Origin of the sequence: Shewanella sp. 10N.286.52.C2 (assembly GCF_002874545.1) — a bacterium.
Lineage (GTDB): Bacteria > Pseudomonadota > Gammaproteobacteria > Enterobacterales > Shewanellaceae > Shewanella.
Genome location: NZ_MCTV01000057.1, coordinates 16,920 through 39,222 on the forward strand (window position 1 = coordinate 16,920; position 22,303 = coordinate 39,222).

At 41.0% G+C, this 22,303-nt stretch carries 17 protein-coding genes; 7 read left to right on the forward strand and 10 right to left on the reverse strand.

Features of this window, described 5'->3' with window-relative positions:
- Positions 1–65: 65 nt before the first annotated feature.
- A complete protein-coding gene (locus tag BCU94_RS16855; RefSeq protein WP_241901121.1) occupies positions 66–1,061 on the reverse strand; it encodes a calcium/sodium antiporter in 996 nt (331 codons plus the stop codon).
- Between the two features lie 365 nt (positions 1,062–1,426).
- Positions 1,427–1,861, reverse strand: a complete 435-nt coding sequence (locus BCU94_RS16860) for a MarR family winged helix-turn-helix transcriptional regulator (RefSeq protein ID WP_102439129.1) — start codon at positions 1,859–1,861, stop codon at positions 1,427–1,429.
- A gap of 101 nt (positions 1,862–1,962) precedes the next feature.
- Between BCU94_RS16860 and BCU94_RS16865 the strand changes: the two genes are divergently transcribed.
- A complete protein-coding gene (locus tag BCU94_RS16865; RefSeq protein ID WP_102477041.1) occupies positions 1,963–2,703 on the forward strand; it encodes a siderophore-interacting protein in 741 nt (246 codons plus the stop codon).
- Between the two features lie 394 nt (positions 2,704–3,097).
- Positions 3,098–3,307 (forward strand): cold-shock protein, encoded by a 210-nt coding sequence (locus BCU94_RS16870; protein WP_076539522.1) that lies wholly within the window; start codon positions 3,098–3,100, stop codon positions 3,305–3,307.
- A gap of 582 nt (positions 3,308–3,889) precedes the next feature.
- On the opposite strand, the gene BCU94_RS16880 is transcribed toward BCU94_RS16870, so the two are convergent.
- On the reverse strand, positions 3,890–4,423 hold the full coding sequence (locus BCU94_RS16880; protein ID WP_102477042.1) for a 2Fe-2S iron-sulfur cluster-binding protein: 534 nt from the start codon (positions 4,421–4,423) through the stop codon (positions 3,890–3,892).
- On the reverse strand, positions 4,423–7,251 hold the full coding sequence (locus tag BCU94_RS16885; protein ID WP_102477043.1) for a molybdopterin cofactor-binding domain-containing protein: 2,829 nt from the start codon (positions 7,249–7,251) through the stop codon (positions 4,423–4,425). The genes BCU94_RS16880 and BCU94_RS16885 overlap by 1 nt, the downstream gene beginning before the upstream one ends.
- Before the next feature lie 330 nt (positions 7,252–7,581).
- Here BCU94_RS16885 and BCU94_RS16890 point away from each other — a divergent pair, with 330 nt between their 5' ends.
- Positions 7,582–7,821, forward strand: coding sequence for a hypothetical protein (locus BCU94_RS16890; protein WP_102477044.1), 240 nt, complete (start codon positions 7,582–7,584; stop codon positions 7,819–7,821).
- Between the two features lie 72 nt (positions 7,822–7,893).
- Here the strand turns inward: BCU94_RS16890 and BCU94_RS16895 are convergent, their stop codons facing one another.
- The 4 genes from BCU94_RS16895 to BCU94_RS16910 all read right to left on the reverse strand — a co-directional run bounded on the left by BCU94_RS16895 (position 7,894) and on the right by BCU94_RS16910 (position 13,346).
- Positions 7,894–8,985, reverse strand: coding sequence for a GGDEF domain-containing protein (locus tag BCU94_RS16895; RefSeq protein WP_102477045.1), 1,092 nt, complete (start codon positions 8,983–8,985; stop codon positions 7,894–7,896).
- A gap of 206 nt (positions 8,986–9,191) precedes the next feature.
- Positions 9,192–11,288, reverse strand: a complete 2,097-nt coding sequence (locus BCU94_RS16900; RefSeq protein WP_102477046.1) for an HD domain-containing phosphohydrolase — start codon at positions 11,286–11,288, stop codon at positions 9,192–9,194.
- 2 nt (positions 11,289–11,290) lie between these two features.
- Entirely contained in the window at positions 11,291–11,560 is a 270-nt protein-coding gene (locus BCU94_RS16905; protein WP_102439120.1) for a hypothetical protein, read from the reverse strand.
- 235 nt (positions 11,561–11,795) lie between these two features.
- Positions 11,796–13,346, reverse strand: a complete 1,551-nt coding sequence (locus BCU94_RS16910; protein ID WP_102477047.1) for a helicase HerA-like domain-containing protein — start codon at positions 13,344–13,346, stop codon at positions 11,796–11,798.
- Between the two features lie 370 nt (positions 13,347–13,716).
- Here BCU94_RS16910 and gloA point away from each other — a divergent pair, with 370 nt between their 5' ends.
- From gloA to BCU94_RS16925, 3 genes are all read left to right on the forward strand, one after another.
- Positions 13,717–14,100, forward strand: coding sequence for a lactoylglutathione lyase (gene gloA, locus BCU94_RS16915; RefSeq protein WP_102477048.1), 384 nt, complete (start codon positions 13,717–13,719; stop codon positions 14,098–14,100).
- Between the two features lie 87 nt (positions 14,101–14,187).
- On the forward strand, positions 14,188–15,288 hold the full coding sequence (locus BCU94_RS16920; protein WP_102477049.1) for an alkene reductase: 1,101 nt from the start codon (positions 14,188–14,190) through the stop codon (positions 15,286–15,288).
- 260 nt (positions 15,289–15,548) lie between these two features.
- Positions 15,549–16,409, forward strand: coding sequence for a DMT family transporter (locus BCU94_RS16925; RefSeq protein ID WP_102477050.1), 861 nt, complete (start codon positions 15,549–15,551; stop codon positions 16,407–16,409).
- Between the two features lie 61 nt (positions 16,410–16,470).
- On the opposite strand, the gene BCU94_RS16930 is transcribed toward BCU94_RS16925, so the two are convergent.
- On the reverse strand, positions 16,471–19,062 hold the full coding sequence (locus tag BCU94_RS16930) for a M1 family metallopeptidase (RefSeq protein WP_102477051.1): 2,592 nt from the start codon (positions 19,060–19,062) through the stop codon (positions 16,471–16,473).
- 255 nt (positions 19,063–19,317) lie between these two features.
- The gene (locus BCU94_RS16935) at positions 19,318–21,240 is read right to left on the reverse strand and encodes a winged helix-turn-helix domain-containing protein (RefSeq protein WP_102477052.1); all 1,923 of its coding nucleotides are present in this window, start codon (positions 21,238–21,240) and stop codon (positions 19,318–19,320) included.
- A gap of 223 nt (positions 21,241–21,463) precedes the next feature.
- On the opposite strand from BCU94_RS16935, the gene BCU94_RS16940 reads away from it, so the two are divergent.
- Complete coding sequence (locus tag BCU94_RS16940; protein ID WP_102477053.1) at positions 21,464–22,213, forward strand: sterol desaturase family protein; 750 nt, start codon at positions 21,464–21,466, stop codon at positions 22,211–22,213.
- Positions 22,214–22,303: the final 90 nt, after the last annotated feature.

Genomic DNA, 22,303 nt, shown 5'->3' on the forward strand with positions numbered 1-22,303 from the left:
TCTTTTGTTTACCTAGCCAATGGTTACCTAGCCAATGGTTACCTAGCTAATATTTACCTAGCCAACTAGGCCTGCATTGTCACAGCGCCGAGATAAAGCATATAGCCACTAAAGCTCACTAAACACAGCGCCCCCGCAGTGCGGCCAAAGGTATAACTTTTTTCAGTAGCAGGGATGTTTCTTTGTTTAAAATAAGTAACCATAAATGCCACAGCGACGATAGCGGTGAGTAACAGCATCATAGGGTAATCACGGGCGACCAATAATTCTGGTAATGGCTGCTTGTCACCTAACAGCGCAGGGAAGGCAATCACCCCAAGTATATTGAAAATATTTGAACCAATCACAGTTGCAAATACCATGTCATGCATACCGCGGCGCACTCCAGCAATGGCTGCTGCTAACTCTGGTAAACTGGTACCAAAGGCAATAACGGTTAGCCCAATGATTAACTCACTGATCCCGGCAGCTTTAGCCAGTTCTACAGCGCCCCAAACCATCAGTTGTGAGGCGGCTAACAGCACACTTAGCATTAATAGCGTTTCCACAGCAGAGCGGCTTTTAGATATTTCTAAAAACTCAACTTCTTCTGCGTCAGCTTCGCCTTTACCCACTAAAAAGGCTAGGTAACCACAATATGCCGCTAACGCTACTAGTAGTAATAAGCCATCTTGGAAGTCTAAATTGCCGTCTGACATTAACAGGGCGCAAAATAAGATTGCCGCGATTAAGATAGGTAAATCCCGACGAATGAAATGGACTTTAATGGATAACGGCACGAGTAAAGCACAAATGCCAAGCACTAATCCTATATTAACGATATTAGAGCCAATACCATTACCAATAGCGAGTTCGCCAGCACCATTTAGGGCTGCGATAGAGGACACGAGAAGTTCTGGAGCTGAGGTGCCAAAAGCCACCACAGTCATACCGATAAAGGACATAGAGACTTTGCAATGCTTAGCCAGAGTCGCAGAACTTGCGATCAACCGGTCGGCACTGACAGATAAAGCGATAAGACCTGCAACGAGTGCAAGTAAAGGTAAAAATAATGACAACATAATATAACGCACTGCAAGGGCTGGTTGTGTTAAGACACGAAAAACCCACGCCCAGCCCTAGCTATATGCGTGTGGTCATTCGAGTCTCGCCAGACGCTTAATGCTAAGCGTTGATTGCACCATGGTCTTCGACCAATTATGTTGACACAACCTCCTGTCGTGGTGACAGAACGGCTACTCCCTCAAATTTGGGCGCATTTTAATCTGTTATTCGATTCGTTTCAATAGCAAATTTGTGGCTAATCGCGTCAAAGCTACTGCCAAGTATTTAGCACTGATATCGCTCGGCTTACAAGCCTTAGTGCTAGGAGAGACTTGTCATGCTAAAAACCGGCTAAGATAAAGGCAACTAACTAAAAGGCCGCTTATTCTTCATTGTCATTAAGGTTATTAAAGAGCGCATCAGCAATGCGTGTAAATGTGGCCAAGTCTTCAACTGGCAGGTTTCGCAGCATTTTTTGATTCACATCGTTTTGGGTTTTTGCAATCAGTACAGCGAGTTTTTTACCGTCTGCAGTCAGTGATAATATCTGACTTCTTTTATCTTCTGGGTTTGCCGTTTTCGTTAGCCATTGGTTATCCATCATTTCTTTTATTAACCGAGCAATTTGTGCTTTATCTCTGGCTAAAAGGTTAACGATATCGTTTGCGGTGCAAGTGTGACTGTTGTTAATCAAGCTAAGGCATTTAACATGCATGGCATTTAAGCCAATTTCATTAGCCTTAAGAGAAGATCGCATGGCTAAACGGTATGAATGTGCGATGTTAAAAATCGCATCAGAAATGGATAAGTGACTCATTTTTGGTTGGTCCTGATAATTAGTTGACTTAGTCAACAATGTTAACTATGGTTGACCTTATCAACTTACTAGTTTTTTTTCAAGTCGAAGAGGATGTCTCTATGAAGCCTAGAAAGCCCAATTTGCGCTCTGTACAGGTTGCAGAAATTATTGAGCTGTCGTCTCATTTACGTCGAATTATCTTTAGCGGAACCAGTTTACAAGGTTTTCCGCAGGGGCTTGAAGGCGCGCACGTTAAAGTGTTTTTGCCATCGACGGGCGATGAAGCGCAAAAAATGCGTTCGTACACGATTCGTTTTTTTAACCCACACTCTAACCAGCTAGGGTTAGATTTTGTGATTAACCGTCACCAAGGTCCTGCCACCAGTTGGGCAAAAAAGGCAAAAGTGGGCGACCGTATTAGTATAGCGGGCCCAGGTTTGATGAAATTAACTGACTTTAATCACCATAGTTACTTGCTGGTGGGGGATATCACCTCTGTAAATGCCATAAATGGTTACGTGCCTAGATTTAATCCTGATGCCCAATTAAAGGCCATTATTAGCGTGCCTACCCGTGCTGATATCATTGAGATGGATTATGACGATTCAAAAAATACTCATTGGTTTATTGAAGATGAGTCAACAATAACCCTTGAGCAACAAGTACAACTAATCGCTAAAGACTTACCCAAGGATAGTCATGTCTTTATGGGGCTAGAAGCTGGTCAAATACGCGCTTTGAAGCCCGTATTACAACAACAGCTTGGTTTTGAAAGGCTTAACATCTTTGCTGTTGGCTATTGGAAGCAAGGGATTGATGCTGATCGTTTCGGGGCGTTGAAAAAAGTTAATCCACTGTAAATATCCATGATAACCGTCATAGCCAAGTGACAAGCTATATTATTATCAATCACAGCTAAACCATAGCAGCCAGAGCTATAATTACTGCTAAGCATAAGTATATTAGCGATTAATTGTGCTATATACCTGTTAGTCAGTGGTCAGATATCTGGCTGTTTTGATATTTAAATAAAATAATACCTTTACAATTTTTTAAACTAATGTAAGATTCACCTCGCTCTGACATTCAGAGTTATTAATGAAACATCAAGTAAAAGTAAAGCCTCAGAATTCTACGTTATCGTTGTTCCTCTGTGTTTCCCTTAGCTTCATCGTCACATTAAATAATTCAGCTCTCAGCGCATCGCATTTTCGCGATAAATTTTTTAATTCTTAATTATATAAGGGACACATTATGTCTAACACTACTGGTATCGTAAAATGGTTTAACGAAGACAAAGGTTTCGGTTTCATCACTCAAGACAATGGCGGCGCAGATGTATTCGTACATTTCCGTGCTATCGCTTCTGAAGGTTTCAAAACTTTAGCTGAAGGCCAAAAAGTTTCTTTCGATTTAGAGCAAGGTCAAAAAGGCCCACAAGCAGCTAACGTAGTTGCTATCTAAGTTGAAAGTCTACGTAACGGGTTACCCGTTACGTTACTTCAAATAATTACGCATTTAGGTTTTCCTATTTATCGTAATTATTAAAAATGCGAACCTTTGGGTTCGCTTTTTTGTGTCTAAAATTCAATGCCTGTCTCATCCAGCATCCAGCATCCAGCATCCAGCATCCAGCATCCATTATTCAAAATCCATCATTCAAAATCCTAAATCCTAAATCCTAAATCCAACACCTCACGTCTCAACTGCTTAGTTTATATTTTTCCCTTATCGCCTTGCTCGATTCAACGCCTGTTTGGTAATTCATCTGTTTACTGAGTTGCTAAACCACGATAGCTACAAAGATCATTTTGTAACGGTTTTTAGTCTTTCAGGCCTTTCTTATGCGAATAGTTATCTATAGAACTCTGCCAATAGTGATGTGAAAATATTAATTCGATATTTTTATAAGCTACTTTCCACTGCAACGAACATCATATTTATGGCTTAACGATGGGGTGGTTTATTTAAATCAATGTAAAAAATAAAGGCTATCTAATGAGATAGCCTTTATTTTGCAGTGAACCAGGATTAAGTGGTTACTATTTATGTGGTTAAACCCTCTGTTGTGAGTATCAGTTCTTTAACTGCTTGGTAATATTTTACGTAACCGGTACAGCGACATACATGCTCCCCTAAAGACTCAAGAATAACCGCCTCTACATCAGCTTTGTTAATGGGCGCCTTTTGTAATTTTTCTATCAGTAGTGTGGTTTCGTTGGTGAAGCCAGAGGTACACCAACCACACTGAAAGGCAAAATGCTTGATGAATGACTCTTGTACTGGGCTAAGTTGAATGATTTCACCCATGTTATTGGTTTTAGCATGGCCTTCAATGGTTCTGATTTTAAAGTTGTTGAATGCATGAGCACCCGAGATACAAGTTCTTACTGTGCTACTACTGCCATCATCATTATCAACGATCACTACACAAGCATGGCAAATGCCTTCACCACAACCAAATTTTGTTCCAGTCATATTGAGATATTCATGAAGAAACTCAATCATCATGACATCCGTGCCTACATCGATAGGGCCGACTAATTTTCCGTTAATTGTTAAACTGATATCACTCATAATTAAATAGCCTTCAATATGTCTTGTGGTGTAATCGGTAGATGATAAAAACGCTGGTTTGTTGCTTGATAGATAGCTTCCACTAATGCAGGTACCACAGGGATCATCACGACCTCGGCAACACCTTTTGAGTCATCTGAATCTGACAATGGTGGCATAATGGTATGCTTCATATTCCATACACCATTATGTTTTGCAAAAGGAACTTGGTAACGGTCTAGGTTCCATTTACCTGTTCCAGCTCCTGTTTCGTCATCAGGTAGGTATTCATATAATGCGTGTCCAACGCCCATTGTTAGCCCGCCTTCAAGCTGACCTTCAACGAGTTCTTTAACATGGACATTTCCCGGTTCAATCCAACTATGGGTGCGCAATATCTCTACATTCCCTTGCTGCTTGTCAATGGCAATCTCAACCAAGGTTGCACAAGGGGTGTAGTAAGTGACCATGGCATTGTTCATATTGGTTTTAGGGTAATTGACTGATAGACGTTTTATGACTTGATAGCCTGCAGCATTGTATTGCTGCTTTTGCTCTGCTGTTGCGCCAATACCATATTGAATAGCAATTGCATCTAACGGAAAGTTTTGTTTTTTACCGTTAATGTCAAAATCAGCGGTTGCCCATTCCCAGCGATTAAAGGCATGGGTCATGACAGAGGTGATTAATCCCATGGCATGGGCTTTTTTGGCAAGTAGTGCAAAAGGGATAGGTTGCTGGCCTGCTAGCACCATAGCGCCCTTATCCCAGCTGTATTTTACCGTAGCAGGATCAATTTTTGCTGTGCTCTGACCATTGATGATAGCGGCAGCAGCGGGTATTAAGCTGTATTGTAGAATAAATTTTGCAGCCTGAGCGGTAGCATGGCTTTGAAAAAAGGATGACTGACTGGCTGATGAGGCCATTCCTATGGCAGGTGTCCATGTGGGTTTTTTAGACATTTCATCTTGATGGGCTTGAGACATAGTGTATGGATTGTCGTTTTCAATTAACTCCATGGCATCAAATTCTTGAATCTTTGCCATATGGACTTCATCAGCCATATTACCTAGGTACTTGGCTATTAATGCCCCTTGGGATGTTTCGGTTCCCGTGCCCATTTCAATTGAGCAAACTTGGATAACAATTTTACCTTCGGGGGTGATGGCAACCGAAGCCGATGGTGCCTCAGCTCCCGTTCCGTAATCTTTGGTGGCAATCCCAAAGCCGACGCCATACATTTTAGTTGGGTTGGCTTTTTCAAAGTCTGCTTTGTTTTGTTGTCGATTAACCCAGATATCATGCTTTTCAGCTAAATCGAGCATTTCGACGTAGCGTGCTTTACCGTTAGGCGTCGCGCCTTGGGTATTTTTTTGTCCAGTTTTAAAGGCATTAATTCTTCGTAATTCAAAGGTATCAATATCTAACGCTTCGGCAGCTTCATTGATCATCATTTCCATCGCGCCCATGGACTGCAGTGTGCCATAGCCCCGCATAGATCCTGCGTGAGGGGTTGCTGAAGGGTGACACCAGGCTTGGATATCATTTCTTGGTAAGTAATAAATACTCTGAATTGCACTGGCGCCGACCATGGTAACCGAATCAGAAAAATTCTTTCTTCCTCCTCCGGCTAGTACCATATTGGTGACTAATCCAGTTATTTTCTTGGTTTTTTTATCAAAAGCCAGTTTGTGATCCATGTTAAACGTATGGCGTTTCAAACCTGATTGAAATTGTTGAAAACGATCATTGGCGATTCGCACTGGATTGGTACTATAAAGTGAGGCAATAATGCCGTAATACGGGAAAATGGTATGATCTTTAGCGCCAAAGCCACCACCAATATAAGGGGTGTGGACGATAAGCTCTTTAATGGAAACACTTAGGGGACTTTTTGCTAATACCTCACCGGCTTGTGCGTAAAAGTCTTGGGGGGATTGAGAGCAAATGACCACGTGTAATCTGGCGTTGTTTTTATCAAACCAACCATTAAATGCTTCAGGTTCTAACATCATGGGTTCAATTGATTGGGTCGTGAAATTTTTATCAATCACTAACCAGTCTGGATTAGTTAAATCATTTTGTAACTCACTGGCGTAATACATGGCCTTTTCGGCACTATTACCTGATGGGTTAATACTGGCACTCCAAACTGGTTTATGATTTTCATAATCAGGGAAAATTAATCCATCATGCAAAGTACTGTATTTATCTTCTGCGTCGCTGCCACCGTCGCCTTGTTGTCGAATGATACGCCAACAAGCATAGGGATCTTGGTTGGCGGTGACTAACGGAGTTGATTCGCCCCATTTGAAAATCGCGTCATTAAACTCAATTGCAGCTTTGGCTTGTTTATATTTTATGAATGTATCAAACAGTAAAATGGCGACTTCATGACCTTGATAATCTGGAGTGTTACCTAATGGTAATAGCATGTTTTTGCCATAGAAATCGGGTAACTTAAGTTGGTTGTCTTTTAGGGTTTTAGCAGTAATAGTAAAGTAAGGTTTGGCATTATCAGGAATACTTGAAAGGTCTAAATCAACGAGAATTTTATCAGCTCGGTTGACCCTAATAATATGTGCATAATGTTGTTTTTTAGGCCAGTCAGGGATGTCCTGAGCGCGATAGTCACGGCCGTAAATTTTCTGTCCGGTGACTTTTTCTATCGCATCATAGCGATAAGCGGGTTTAGCGCCAACATTCCATTTGGCTTTTAATTGCTCTGAGGTGGTTGCGGCGAAAGCTTTATTTTTATCAAAAATCATTGGTGCGCTGTATACCGCAACACCACCAATCACACATTTTTTAATGAAACCTCGACGTGACAAATCCGTGTTACCTGTGTTCATAGTAAAATCCCAAAATGATGCGCACTTTATGTTTAAATGCATTAAATAACGTTAATCGACAAATCTATAAAAATTATAGTAGAAGCAAATAAAGATGGATGAGTTTTAATACATTGATTTACGTAAGATTTATCAGAGAATATGGTGTAATTGATTTTAAGTTATTGTTTTTATGTTGTTTATGTTGTTTATGTTGTTTTTGTTGTTAGCGGCTAGATTGGCGATTGTGGTTTTCATACCTTATCTTTATTCTTTTACAAGAATATCGCAGAGGTGATGTCTGGCGGATTGAAATTATTCGAAGACGTGATTTAGAATGAGGAGAATTAAGTGAGCAATAGACAATTAATACTACTGCTTAGAACCAGTATTACCATTGGTATTTGCTTAATTTTACTTGGGATTTATTTACACAACTTTAATGATACCGTAGCCGCAATGGGCGTTAAGGGAATTATCATCAGTTCGATGTGTGTCGCTTTTGGCATGGTGCTGTCACTGCCAACTAAAATGTATTTAACCTTTATTTTGGTTGCTAGAGAAGCAAATAAAAAAGACTCATCCGAATGATGCTATCTGGCGGTGAGCGCAAGTTCATTCTCAGCCTCAACTGCAACTTTTGCCTCAAGCTTAACTTAAGTCTTATTCTTCACAAGATACCTTTTGGCGACACACTTGGTTTCTACCGGCTTTTTTCGCTTGGTACAAACAGCGATCGGCTAAGGTTAAAAGCTTGGTTTTATTAACTAGGTGACGCTGATTGGCACTAACACTTACCACCCCAGCGGATGCTGACAGAAACCCGGTTGCTGAATCACTATGCTCAATCTCGAGCCGTTTAAGCTGCATGGGGAGATCTTCAAGCCAGTGCTTATTTTGATTTGAACTGACAGAAACCAAAATAAATTCTTCGCCACCAAAGCGCACCACCATATCGGCACCTTGGTTTGAAAGTAACTGGGCAAAGCTGACCAAGGCTTTATCGCCCATTAAATGCCCGTAGCGGTCATTATATTTTTTAAAGTGGTCAATATCGATCATCGCCAATGAAAGGTACTGCCCCTGTTTTAAATTGTGTAACAGAGTCGAGAATTGCTTATCGAAATTATAGCGATTATGAATCCCTGTTAACTTATCAGTTTGCGCTTTTTGTGTTTGAATTAACTCGTATTTATATTGTTTTCTCAGCAGTACATCCGTTTGATATTGCATCGCGGTCATGATAGCAACTGTTATCACATAGAAGTTTATACTCCAAATGATATCCACCTCGGTGTTGAATTGGATTATAAGCAGAGCAACACCCAGTAACAGCCAAATAATGAACTTTTGACCTAAGTGAAGTATGGAAATGGCTGTAATAAAAATGGCTGACAGCATAGGGCCGCCTTCATGGAGCTCTTGATGGTTAATAGCATAGCTATAAAAGAATAAACCATTGATGAGGGTAAACAGCACCGCAAAAAATAACAGTATCGAATCAAGGTAACAGGTGGCTGATTTTTTAATACTGAAAATCATTACCATTGCAATTAGGAGGCTGACAATACGGGTTAAGATGTCGGCGAAAGTATAATTAGTGGCTGCAAATGAAGATAGGGTAAAAAATAGCAACACCGTAATTAAGATGTAACTCATCATTACTGCATTTGTGCGTGAGCGTTGATTTAAAGATTGTTGAAATGATAGTTCTGCCTCTTTATCTAACACCCACTTAGCAGGTAACCATTTCATTATTGACTTCCTTAGATTAATACTACGAGATACGACTCAAACCCTCAGTTAACATTATAGTATTAGTTAATTTTTTAGTTAATTTTTATTTCGCATTTTGGCTACTTGATCGATTATTTTATGATTAATCTCGTGACTATTAGTTAGACAGTATTGCATGAATACCCTCTATTCATGCTGTTGCTTTACAAGCCTGATACAGAACTTTAGGGCATATTGGGGCAAGTCTTCTTATTAACTATCTTGTTAATAATCTCAGTAAATTGAGTTACATTGTGGATTTGCTGCTGGTCAATATTGATATGCTCTAACGCAAGTTCAATATTAAGGTTATCAAGTTCTAGTTGCGCGATTAGCGACTTTGCATCTAGCTCTATATGCTCTAGGGTTAAGATAAGAAAGTCATTGCCAAACACTCTAAAAATTAACGACTCTGGCAAAAATGCAGTTAACTTGTTGGCTATAAAGGTAAGTTTTTTATCACCTTCGAGCCAGCCGTGGGTTTTATTGTATTGACCAAAATTGAACAAACTGATGACGTAACAGCAATGATAATGTTTGCTAAATAGCTCTTCGTTTAACGTGATAACGTGCTCTAGATATCGATAGTTATATAAACCGGTAAGCGAATCTTTGTAATAATAGGCAAGCCTTGCTTCTTCAAACTCATCCTTTAAATAATTATGATCAACAGGAATTAGATTAGCACTCTCTAGCACTGGCACAGCTGCTTTTACCGTTTCAGGGCAAAATTGTTTACCTGCCAGCGCCTTTATTTCTGCGATAGCTTCTTGTTTCGATTTACTCATTTTATAGATACGTTTTGAGGTCATTGCATCAAAGGCGTCAACTAAAATGAGAATATGAGAAAGTGGGCAGATCTGTTTGCCTTTAAGTCCCCGAGGGTAACCCGTCCCATCATAGTGTTCATGATGGCACCTGATGATTTCAGCATGTTTTTTAAAGGCTTTAATCGATACCAGTAGCTTGTAGCCGCTGTCTAAATGCTGCTGAATAATTTTGTATTCTTGCGAGGTGAGTTTACCTGGTTTTAGTAGAATACTATCGGGTGTAGATATCTTACCTATGTCATGCATGATTGCTGATTCATAGAGGATTTCCACTTCAGCATTACTAAAGCCCATCTCTTTAGCTATCATCACTGAGTATTGTGCAACCCGCCGCGTATGACCAGCGGTGTAGCTATCGCGCCGCTCCACTAAATCAAGCATAGATGATAGTACTTGACGGTAGTTTTTTACATCTTGTTGCTTGTGTTTTAGTGCCAGCTCTCGCTCTTTGCTATTAAGGGCATTTCTTTCTATCACGTATAAACATATAACCAGTAACACGGATAAAAAGATGGCGATAATGGCGACCAGATTATTGTAAAAATTGAGCTCAACCATCAGCTTGTTGATCTCTTGATCTACTGCAAATTCTAAATCATCCACATATACCCCTGTGGCGATAATCCAATCAAAAGGCTTATATAATTTGGCATAGGCCAGTTTTTTAACGATTTCATCATTGGTATTACGTTTGAAATAATACTCGAAGTAAACTTCACCTTGAGCATTAATGCCATCAAGCTCCATCTGGAAGGGGTAGTTACCTTTGATGTCTTGACTGAGGGTTGATAATAGCTGCCCTTCGGTTTCAGGCTGGCTAGGGTGAACTTTTCTAATGGCAAAGTCATCACCACCGGCGTAATTAATCACTTCATTTACCCAAACGTAGGTTTCTGGGTTCTGCAGTTTAATTAGCCTAATAAAGGCAGCGATCCTTTTTTTCGCTTCATTGATAACTTGAGGTGGTAATAATGACAGTGTCATTTGCATATCATCAGCAATCGCTGTGTTAATACTTATTTCAGCCAAGGTATTGTCTGGCTTAGAGGAGTGTAAACTTGGCTTATGGGATGACTGACAAAGAGCTTGTCCTGATTGTGTTAATTGGTATTGAAACTCATCATCGTCAGCGGCTAAAGTTTGTAGCACTTGGCAGCGTTGATGTTCAGGGGTGTTATTAAGTACTAATTTGAATTGTTGCGAATGCGTTTGTAGATTAGTTTGTTGTTTTTGGTATTCGCGCTTAAGGGTTGCTTCAGCTGCGATATGCACCGATGAAACAAGATCAGTAATATGCTCTTTTTTTAATTTAAATAAGTTTTCGCTGATAAGCTGTTTTTGCTTATCGATGACAAAATCTTCTGAGCGATTATCTAGATACAGAATTGATATACAGAATGAAAATACAATCAGTCCAAATAATAATGACTTTCTTAAATGCAGGTTAATCATATCTATAAGTCGCCCCTTATTAAGTTATTGTGACTAATAAGGGCTGATGGAAGCACAGGGGCGTAATATGCCGCTAAGTGCTTGAGGTGTTTGATGCTAGCTGCGCGTATAACGTCAGAAGGTCTTGTAAAATAGCGAAGAATAACAACATAAGTGGTTTGAAAGGCATTGGCCTGAGTAATGCTATCTATTACAGAGGCATCAGCTAACGTGACATATTCTAACGTGACGTCTAGTAAACTAAGATTGAGTAAAGTGAAAAATTGGCTCATCCTTAATCACCTCTAAAAACTCCATTAACTAAACAATAGCGCATTTATTAGTGAAGTTACAACTAAGTTAACCAAAGGGATTGCTGAAATTTTTCAAAGTTAGATATTATTGATTTAATTCAAAAAATATAGCTTGTCACAAGGTGATCTTTCTAGGCAGTTATGGCTAAAAATTCCTATTTACAGGTCAAGGATGAGTTAAAATGACTGGCTAGAGCAATATAACCGCGAACAATTATTTACCGCTTTTGCCGCTAATGCTGCCAAGTATTCCCCGCAAAATTTGTTTGCCAAACTTACTGCCCACCGCGCGTGCAGCTTGTTTTGAAAAGCTCTGTACTAGACCTTGACGGCGCTTGGTGCCAAATAGCAATTCGCTAAACCAATTGCTTTGTTCATCCTCGCTATCTTTTTGGGGTGTTGAGCTTGGTTTTTTTGGGGTAGACTTTTTAGTGTCAGCTTTTTCTATAGGAGGCTTGGCATCAGGGGCTTTTTCAAGTTGCTCGAGTTGATTGAGGCGTTCATAAGCCGACTCGCGATTAATGGCGATATCATAATGATTGCCGATAGGGCTTTGGGCGCGACAAGCATTACGCTCAGTCAGTGTTAATGGCCCCATACGACAGCGGGGCGGGGATATCAGCGTTTGCTCAACCATACTGGGCACACCATTATCTTGTAAGGTTGATACTAAGGCCTCACCCACGGCTAAGCTAGAAATCACTGCGGTGATATCCAGTTTAGGATTTACCACAAAGGTTTCAGCGGCGGCGCGAACCGATTTTTGGTCCCTTGGTGTATAAGCCCGCAAAGCATGTTGAATACGATTACCCAATTGCCCCAATATCGCATCGGGTATATCGTCAGGAAATTGTGAGCAAAAATACACCCCAACCCCTTTAGAGCGGATTAGGCGCATAATTTGCTCGATACGCTTAAGTAGATGATCTGGGCTATCCTCAAACAGTAAATGGGCTTCATCGATAAAAAAGGCCAACTTAGGTTTATCGGCATCGCCGACCTCAGGCAGGTTTTCGTATAGCTCTGATAACAACCATAGTATAAAACTGGCATATAAATTTGGGGTTAATACTAATTTATCTGCCGCCAGAATATTGATTAAGCCATGGTTTTGCTCATCAACGCCCATGATGTCACTTAGCTCAAGGGCGGGCTCGCCAAAGAAAACCTCACCACCGTCACGCTTTAAACTCATCAGCGATCGCTGAATCGCCGCTAATGATTGCGCACTGACTAAACCGTATTCAGCACTGATGGTTTTACGCTCTTTTGAGACCAAGGTCAGAAGCGCTTTAAGGTCGTCTAAATCCAGCAGTAATAAGCCTCGGCTATCGGCTAAGGCAAAAACGATGTCTAAAATGCTGCTTTGGATGTCATTTAGCCCCAGCATTCTGGCTAATAATGTTGGCCCCATTTCACTGACGGTGGTGCGAATAGGGTGACCTTGCTGGCCGAGTAAGTCCCAAAAAACGCATGGATTAGCTTGGGGGCTGAAATTGCTAATACCAATTTTATCAGCGCGGGCTAATAGTTTATCTGACACCTTACCTGCAGCGGCTAGACCTGAAATGTCCCCTTTAATATCAGTGACAAAAACCGGCACACCTTGACGGGAAAAGTTTTCAGCTAACATCATCAACGAGACCGTTTTCCCCGTACCTGTCGCTCCTGCAATTAAGCCATGACGATTACCATAACGCAGTTGTAGCTCAACGGGATTATCGCCTTTACCTATCAATATCGTGTTTGTTGAACTTTGCTTCATTGTCGCTCCTTGCAGATATTGCTTTAGGTAAAAGCACAAAGGGGTGATGGTTAACGCTTATGTAATACGTTTATGGCAATAACAGTGTAGAACAAGAATGTAAAATAAGAATGTCGAATTGATTGGCTGGCGCACAAATGCTGCAACCGGTAAGTAGCATGTCGCTAGTGAGTGATTCATTTTTGTAGCGCTATAAAATCTATAGCTCAAATGAATAATAAAATATTATCATTTTAAGAATTTTTAATAATTATTTTAATCCTCTCCATTGCCGTAAACTAGCCCTATTAAATCAAAGCAAGCGTTTTAGATTGTTATTTTGTTATCACTACTAACAGCGCTTTCATCTCTGTGAAGCTAAGGGCAAATTATGAAATTTTTACACACTATGATCAGAGTTGCAGATCTTGAGAAATCGATTAAATTTTATACTGATGTGCTGGGTATGAGTGTGCTCGATAGAGCTGAAAACACTGAATATCGTTATACCTTAGTATTTGTTGGTTATGCCGATCAGCCAGATGGCACTAGCATTGAGCTGACTTACAACTGGGATACAGACCAGTATGATATGGGTAATGCCTTTGGTCATTTAGCCTTAGGTGTGGATGATATTTACGCTGCTTGCGACAAGATTAAAGATTTAGGCGGAAAAGTCACTCGTGAGCCCGGCCCTGTAAAAGGCGGCGCGACGCACATCGCATTCATCACTGACCCTGATAACTATCAAATTGAGCTGATTCAACTGAGCTAACTGAACCGAGCTAACTGAACTGAGCTCGTTATCTCAAAGCCCTATTACATCGGCTGCTCAATGACCCATTTTTCGAGGAATGACAACATGAAACAAGCATTATTTCAAACGCTGCAACTAGGCCGTCATACACTAACCAACCGCATTGTAATGCCACCAATGACCCGTTCACGTGCTTCACAGCCAGGAAACTTGGCTAATGACATGATGGCAAAATATTATGCTCAGCGCGCACAAGCGGGTTTAATTGTGGCTGAAGGCACGCAGATTTCTGCAATGGGTCAAGGTTATGCTTGGACACCGGGTATTTACAGCCCTGAACAAATTGCGGGTTGGAAAAAAACCACTGATTTAGTTCATCAACAAGGCGGGGTTATTTTTGCTCAGCTTTGGCACGTTGGCCGCGTTACTCACCCTGATAATATTGGTGGCGAGCAACCTATTTCATCTTCTGCCCTTAAAGCTGAAAATGTAAAAGTCTTTATCGACAACGGCACCCAAGAGCCTGGTTTTGTTGATGTGGTTGAGCCACGGGCAATGACCAAAGCAGATATTAAAGCTGTGATTGAAGAATATCGTCAAGCGGCGCTTAATGCGATTGAAGCGGGTTTTGATGGCATTGAATTACATGCTGCTAACGGTTATTTAATTAACCAGTTTATTGATTCAGAGGCGAATAACCGCACCGATGAATACGGCGGCTCAGTAGAAAACCGTTTACGTTTTTTAAGTGAAGTGGTTGGCGCTATGATTGAGGCGATTGGCGCTGACAGAGTTGGGGTGCGTTTAGCTCCATTTACTTCATTAAATGGCACCGTTGATGCTAACCCTGTTGAAACTTACACTGCTGCAGCAGCGTTATTAAATACCCATAAGATTGTGTATTTACATATTGCAGAAGTGGATTGGGATGATGCTCCTGAAACCCCAGCAGGCTTTAAAAAAGCGGTACGTGAAGCATATCAAGGGGTACTCATTTATGCCGGTAAGTATAACGCCGATACCGCAGAGCAAGCGATACAAGATGGCTTAGTGGATATGGTTGGTTTTGGCCGCCCATTTGTGGCAAACCCAGATTTACCTAACCGTATTAAGCATGGTTACCCATTGGCTGCGCATGATCCAGCCACCTTATTTGGTGGTGATGAGAAAGGCTTAACTGATTATTGTGAGTATGCTAGCAACTAATGCCTATAAAGCGCACGCTTGCTAGTTAAGCAGTCGCTAAACAGGTTAAAATATAATAGCCACTTTACTTCACTGTAAAGTGGCTATTTTACTATATGAGGGGGTGGTTAAGCTAACCGCTAATACCTTTCTTTTTATCAATGCATGACGATCCATGCATATTGATACAGCACTTTAGTTAATCTTATTTTCACTGCGGCCTGCTTGTTTTAGGCGCTGATGAGCTGTGTCTGTTTCAATATTACTCTAGAGAATTATCAATGCGCGGAGCGTTATATTTATTTATTGCCACCTTGTTGGCTGCTGTTGGCTGGATTTCGTCAAAGCTTGTGGTTGATGAAATGCCCGGCGAAGTGTTTATTGCTAGCCGCTTTATGTTAGCTAGTTTGATTTTATTACCTTTTTGCTATAAAAGTATTTGGCGATTAAGAGCCAAGCAGTTGCTATTAGCCTGCGGAGTAGGCATTTTCTTGGGGATGTCGTTACAGATTTGGGTGTTTGCGGTATCGATCAGTAATAGCCTGTCTGAAGGGGCATTTATCATGAGTTTAGCGATGATCATTGCGCCTATGACCGCCTGGGTTTTGTTTAAAGTTAAGCCTCACCGCGCATTTTGGTTAGCTTTACCCATCAGTGTGGTAGGGATGATGTTACTGAGTTTAAGTAATGGCTGGCAAGTGGAGACCAGTCAATGGTATTTCTTACTTGCCTCTTCATTGCTGTCTGTTCATTTTGTGTTGAACAAAAAAATTAGTCTCAGTATTAAGCCACTTGATTCGATATGTTTACAGTTATTTATGGTTGGCTTAGTTGCTGCTGTGTATGTAGCCTTTACCCAGCAATTAAGCTTTGAGGTCAATGATAGTTTGATATTTTGGTTTGTGGTTTCTACTGTTATCGCTACGTCAGTGCGTTATGTATTTCAGACTCTAGGCCAGTATCAAGTTAAGATGGAAACCGCGGCATTGATTATGATTTTAGAGCCTATTTGGACCATGATCTTAAGCTTTAGTCTGTTAGATGAGCAAATTTCGCTGCAAAAAGTTATTGGCGGTGCGCTGATTTTTATATCCCTAAGTGTTTATATTAAGCTGTCTAAGCCACCTAAAAACGCTAACTGATGCACTAACAACAAAAAGCCAGTCGTGAGACTGGCTTTTTAGTTAAGGCTCTACAGACCGATTAGAGCTGGTTTAAGTATTTCTCAACGCTGGCAAGTTCACGCTGCTTTAAGCTGACGCAGTTTTTAACACTTTCATCGAGCTTGGCTAAGGTACGGCCAAACTCAGGTGTTTGCGCTACTTTTGGCTTAAAGAATGTGTTGGTTGTATCCAGTGCCGCTAAATCACAACCGCTACCGGTAAACGATGGGATCATCGCCACCGCAAAGGGAGGTAGTTTCGCTTTTATGGCGCTGAAGTTAGCATAGATCCAATCTCTAAAGCGTTGTTTACGCTCATCGGTATAAGCTTGCCCTGCAAAGATATAGCGTAAATCTGGCGCATTGACTTTATCGGTCAAACTATAAGCTAGCACGCTGTTTTGTAGTTTTTCAGTAGGCGCATAGCCTAAGGCATACATTAAACGAGTGCGTTTTTGCGGGTCTTTCGTTACCTCAAATTCAGCTTTTACTTTCGCTAATACCTTACTGTCACCAAAATACACTGCAATATTGAGGTAAGTGCCGATAAGGTACTGGTCAACATCGTTATTACCATTAAGGTACAAGTCAGCTTGTTTTTTAGCGGTTGCAATTGTGGCTTTATCTTTGGCTTCAAAAGCTAATAAGTTAATCAATGTTGGGCGTAACTTACTAATAGATGACTTTTCATCAACTTTTGCAGTAACACCGTACTTCTCGATTGCGCTTTGTGCTCTTGAGGCAATGAACTTAGCCCATAGCTCTTGGTTGGTGTCATCAATAAAGGTGCGTTTTTGAGATTGTAAGTAACCTAATGCGGCAGAGACGATTTGCGGATGTTGGTCATCAATAAATGCGCCTAAAATATTCAGTAACTCACCACCTGAGATAAAGCCGGCATCTAATAAGGCATCAGCTGCTGAGATCAAGGCTTTACGCTCACGAGCTGTAAGCTGGGTTTTAGCATTGGCTAATAAGCTGCTCATTTGTGTTTCATCTAACAACCAGCGGTAGTAACCCATGGCGTCTGAATCTGGATAAATCCAATCAGGACTGAATGCTAATTTGATGGTTTGCGATTGACTGGTGAGTAAAATGGTTTCGGTTGCAACTTTGTCACCTTTACCGTATTTAACCGATACTGGCACAGTCCAAGACTGCTTTGCAGCTACAGTGCCAGCATTTACAAAGCGGCTTTGTTTAAGGGTTAGCTTATCACCTGCTAATGACACATCGATTAAAGGGTAAGACGATTGTTCAATAAAGGTGCTTAAGATACTGCCAACATCTTTACCAGAGGCTTTTGATAAGGCATTCCAAAGATCATCAGCTTCAGTATTTTGAAAGGCATGATCTTTAATGTATTGACGAATACCCTTATTAAATTCAGCCTCGCCGATATAGTTTTCTACCATATCTAGCACTGCTTCGCCTTTACTATAGGCAAGGCCTAAACCGTCCATAATGTCGGCTTCGGTTTTAATGGGCTTGCGGATAGGCTTGGTCGATACCCGTGCATCTAATGACATCACGTAGTTTTTGGATAATGCTAAGTTAGATTCAAATTCTGGGTGAATTTGCTCGGTCACTTTCGCAGCCATCCAGCTGGCAAAAGCTTCGTTTAACCATAGGTCATTCCACCATTGCATGGTCACTAGGTTACCGTACCATTGGTGTGCTAGCTCGTGGGCAATAATTGAAACGGCCGTTTTTTTGCTATTTTGGCTGGCGGTTTGCTCATCAACTAACAAAATATCTTCACGATAAGTGACTAAGCCTGCGTTTTCCATCGCCCCAAAAGGAAACTCAGGTACGGCAACGCTATCAAGCTTTTGATAAGGGTAATCGACCCCAAAATAATCTTCTAATGCTTTTAGAACTAACGGCATTTGCTCGGCTGCATATTTGGCTAGCTCGATTTTCCCCTTAGTGGTTATTACGCGCCCTGGGACTTTCATGCCTGTGACTTCAATTTCTTCAAATTGACCCACAGCATAAGCAACAAGGTAAGAGGATATTGGCTTGGTTTGAGCAAATACGTGAGTTGTCAGGCCATCTTTGGTTGCAACTGAAAGCTCTGGGGTGTTGCTGTAAACCTTTTCAGTACTTGGGGCTGTGATGGTGACTTGAAAAGGGATTTTATATTCTGGTTCATCAAAGCTTGGAAAACTGCGGCGCGCATCACTCATTTCAAACTGGGTAAATAAGTAGGGCAGGCCGCCATCAATGGTTTTATACAGGCCGACAGATTGACGGTTATAAGGAGCTGTGAAATCCATTGAGAAAGAATATGCACCAGGTTCGATAGTATGTGGGCAGTTAAACAAAACCACCCCAGTATCTTGCATGATTACATCTAGTTGGCAGTCTTTGTTGTTAGCTGATTTGGCATCTAACTGGATATTGCTAGCAGTGTATTCTAAGCCGTTAAGTTGTAATTGCTTAGTGGCTTCAAGCACTTCAATTTGAATGGCTGTGCTGCCTGAGAAGTTATCTTTGACTGGATCTAAGTTGAGCTTAATACTTTGTGATAGTGGCTTGGCGACTTTACTAAGCACGTATTCATTGGCTAAGGCGTCGGTACTTCCCACAAATGAGAGCGTAACCAGTCCCGCAGTGACGATTCGATACATGTTATTTCCTGTTGTTTTAATTATCATTCCATGATGTTTAATGGCATTGATTAGGATTGAGTGACTATTAGCGTTTTTATTGATAATGATTGTATTCATAACGCTTGTATTGGAACCATTGCATTGATGATTCTATAGGGTCATTTAAAGCTGATGCTGATTATAACAAGTTAACAGCTAAGCGGTAACTTACGAGCATCATTTAAGTTGGGGTTGTTGTAACAATTGATGACTTGCTTAGAGTATTTAGTGTGATTACTTAGAGTAGCGCTTGATTGAAGCATCATCTAATCCCAGCTTGGCTAACATTGCCACATATCGAGGCGTGTGACGTATAGCTGCAAACCTTGGGTCATGTTTGGCGAAAATCAGGCAATTTGATTGGTATTCTACGGCTTGTTCTAGCAGCGGAAATACCTTTTCAGTTTGGCCCATTAACGCGAATATCACCGCCGTTTCATAGGGGCACATGTACAGCTGTTGTTGTGTCGCCTGTTTTATTAATGGCAACACCTTATCTTTATATCCGCCAGCGGCATAAGCTTGAGCTAATAGAATTAAGGGAAAGGGGTCTTGATGACTTAAGGCCACCCCTTGGCTTGCCAGTTTAATACTTTGTTCTATATTGCCATTAATGTAGTGGGCTACAGATAAGCTCAGTAATGGGTAGGGCATTTGAGGATGTTGTTGTATTTTGCGTTTACCCCAAGCGATTGCAACGTCAACTTCACCGACCATCATTAACGCCCATAAGCCCCATTCGGCTATCTCTTGATTTAATGGGTCTAAATGGTCTGCTCGCGCCACTGATTGCTGTACTTTTTCAGCTTCACCGAGTGCAGTGTAGTACAGGGCAAACCCCAGCTCTGTCAGAGCAAGATTAGGGTCTATCTTTTTTGCTCTGCTAAGCATTATCCAAGCATCTTCCCATAACATGGCATGAATATAAGCCATACCTAATGACGCTTGAACGCTTGCTGAGTTAGGATTGATAGCCAGCAGCTCAGTGGCTGAAGCAATGACTTTGGGCAGTACATCTTTGGGTTTTTCAAATAAAATCATTAATATTCGATAAGCATTGGATTTAGCAATGTAGGCAGCTTCAAAATTTTCATCTAAGGCGATGGCTTGGGAGTACAAGTCAATCGCTAGCAACACTGAATCATGGCTCATCTGAGCTTGTTGGTATTGGCCTTGAACATATCGCTCATATGCGATTAAGTTGCTGGTGGGAACTTGAGCTAATTTCGCTTTTTCATCTTCAAGTATAATCACCTGTAACGATGTGGATACTGAGGAAGCAATGTCATTTTGAGCACTGAATAAATTAGTTTTATCCACGTTAATGTCAAAGCTGCCTTCCCAAACGACTGCGCCGTTATCAATATTTTCTAATTCCACAGTAAAGCGTACATCACCATTGTTCGCTGTTTTTACTACCCCATCGAGTACAAAGGTCACTTCTGGTAATTGTTGTTTGATATGAGCACGAGCTTTGTTTGATTTAAAGGTAAATGCTGATGGCGGCGGCACCACCTTTATTCCGGATACTTTGCGTAAATCTTGAATTAGTTCTCGGGTTATTTGGTCGGCAAAAGGCTGCCATTGGGTAGCGTCATTACTTGAAACTGACATAGGCGTAATGAGCAAATAGGCCTGCTTTATTACTGCTTTTGAGGGAGCGCTTTGATAATAAATGCCGCTGACAATAATCAGTATGATGAATAAAATCAGGCTAACGATTGTGATTGTTGATTTTAGTGCCGGTGTTTGTTTGCCGCTTACAGTTCTTTGACTCTGCTTTGGGGTGTTAACAGGCACAGTTTGCGAGGGTAAAGCTGCTAACTCCTTATCTGCATTTGTGCTATTAGTTGCTTCTACATCAGCGATGAAATGGTAGCCTCTGGATCTGATGGTTTTAATGACTTTTTGCTGTTCACCGTCATCCGCTAAGGTTTTGCGGGCGGTTTTAATATGATTACTGAGGGTGGTGTCAGTGACTTCTCGCCCAGCCCATATTTGGCTCAACAGCTCGTCCCGAGAAATAATACGCTGCCTATTTTCAATAAGGTAAATAATTAAGTCATAGACCTTAGGCTCTACCGATAAAACATGGCTATCTTTACGGATCTCATACCGATCAGTATCAATCTCGATATTGTTAAATCGAAACAGCATAGATAATCCCTTATTTTATAGACATGAACAACGGTATTCAGAGCAGAAATAGCTAGGATCCATTCTAGCTGACTATTTGCCTTTTTTTGATCAACTTACGCTAAGCGAATGGCACGCTTGAGCTAATTAATACTAAATCGTTAGCTAACCATCATGTTTGTTACTGTGTTATTGCCAATAATGACACTTCTTAAAAATTGAAAATACATTAAGGAGTGCGATTATGCCTACGCCACTAGAAATTCTGCTGGACCCAGTTTCTTTAGCGTTGCTGGGAATATATTTGGGCCTGATGCTGCTTGAAGCAATTAAGCCTGCCCAGCATCAAGCAAAGGTTAAAGGCTGGTATGCTAAATCACTGTTGGTGTTTATTTGCTATTTTTACCTTTCGACTTATTTACCCTTGATATGGGATAAGTATTTATTGCCTTATCAATTGGTCAATCTGCAGCAGTTAAACCCATTGGCGAGTACCATTATTGCCGTGCTGGTTTTCGAACTTGGTATTTATGTATGGCATCGGAGTATGCACCGAACGCCACTGCTGTGGCGAACCTTCCATCAGATGCATCATAGCGCCGAAAGGTTAGACTCATTTGGGGCTTTTTATTTTAGCCCACTAGATATGATTGGCTTTACATTAGTTGGCAGTATTAGCCTTAATGTGTTTGTGGGTTTATCACCGCAGGCAATTAGTTGGTTTTTATACATCACCATGTTTCTCGCCGTATTTCAACACACCAATATTAGCACTCCTCAGTGGCTTGGATATATTATTCAGCGACCTGAAAGCCATTCTGTGCATCATCAAAAAGGCCTACATAGGTATAATTATTCTGACCTGCCTATTTTTGATATTTTGTTTGGCACCTTTAAAAACCCGCCAGGCTTTGTTAACGAAATCGGCTTTTATCAAGGCGCCTCTTCCAGAGTGAAGGACTTGCTATTATGTCGTGATATTTCAAAGCCCTGATGCTATCAGGCATATTTAACGGCTGAACAGACAGTAAAGGCTATCGGTTTAGCCTACTTTATGTTCGGCTTTGTTCGTTATTTGCATCAA

Excerpts from the sequence above, each read along its gene's own strand:
- BCU94_RS16855 (WP_241901121.1), bottom strand. The coding sequence starts at position 1,061 with ATGTTGTCATTATTTTTACCTTTACTTGCACTCGTTGCAGGTCTTATC.
- BCU94_RS16860 (WP_102439129.1), bottom strand. The coding sequence starts at position 1,861 with ATGAGTCACTTATCCATTTCTGATGCGATTTTTAACATCGCACATTCA.
- BCU94_RS16865 (WP_102477041.1), top strand. The coding sequence starts at position 1,963 with ATGAAGCCTAGAAAGCCCAATTTGCGCTCTGTACAGGTTGCAGAAATT.
- BCU94_RS16870 (WP_076539522.1), top strand. The coding sequence starts at position 3,098 with ATGTCTAACACTACTGGTATCGTAAAATGGTTTAACGAAGACAAAGGT.
- BCU94_RS16885 (WP_102477043.1), bottom strand. The coding sequence starts at position 7,251 with ATGAACACAGGTAACACGGATTTGTCACGTCGAGGTTTCATTAAAAAA.
- BCU94_RS16895 (WP_102477045.1), bottom strand. The coding sequence starts at position 8,985 with ATGAAATGGTTACCTGCTAAGTGGGTGTTAGATAAAGAGGCAGAACTA.
- BCU94_RS16900 (WP_102477046.1), bottom strand. The coding sequence starts at position 11,288 with ATGATTAACCTGCATTTAAGAAAGTCATTATTATTTGGACTGATTGTA.
- BCU94_RS16905 (WP_102439120.1), bottom strand. The coding sequence starts at position 11,560 with ATGAGCCAATTTTTCACTTTACTCAATCTTAGTTTACTAGACGTCACG.
- BCU94_RS16910 (WP_102477047.1), bottom strand. The coding sequence starts at position 13,346 with ATGAAGCAAAGTTCAACAAACACGATATTGATAGGTAAAGGCGATAAT.
- gloA (WP_102477048.1), top strand. The coding sequence starts at position 13,717 with ATGAAATTTTTACACACTATGATCAGAGTTGCAGATCTTGAGAAATCG.
- BCU94_RS16920 (WP_102477049.1), top strand. The coding sequence starts at position 14,188 with ATGAAACAAGCATTATTTCAAACGCTGCAACTAGGCCGTCATACACTA.
- BCU94_RS16925 (WP_102477050.1), top strand. The coding sequence starts at position 15,549 with ATGCGCGGAGCGTTATATTTATTTATTGCCACCTTGTTGGCTGCTGTT.
- BCU94_RS16930 (WP_102477051.1), bottom strand. The coding sequence starts at position 19,062 with ATGTATCGAATCGTCACTGCGGGACTGGTTACGCTCTCATTTGTGGGA.
- BCU94_RS16935 (WP_102477052.1), bottom strand. The coding sequence starts at position 21,240 with ATGCTGTTTCGATTTAACAATATCGAGATTGATACTGATCGGTATGAG.
- BCU94_RS16940 (WP_102477053.1), top strand. The coding sequence starts at position 21,464 with ATGCCTACGCCACTAGAAATTCTGCTGGACCCAGTTTCTTTAGCGTTG.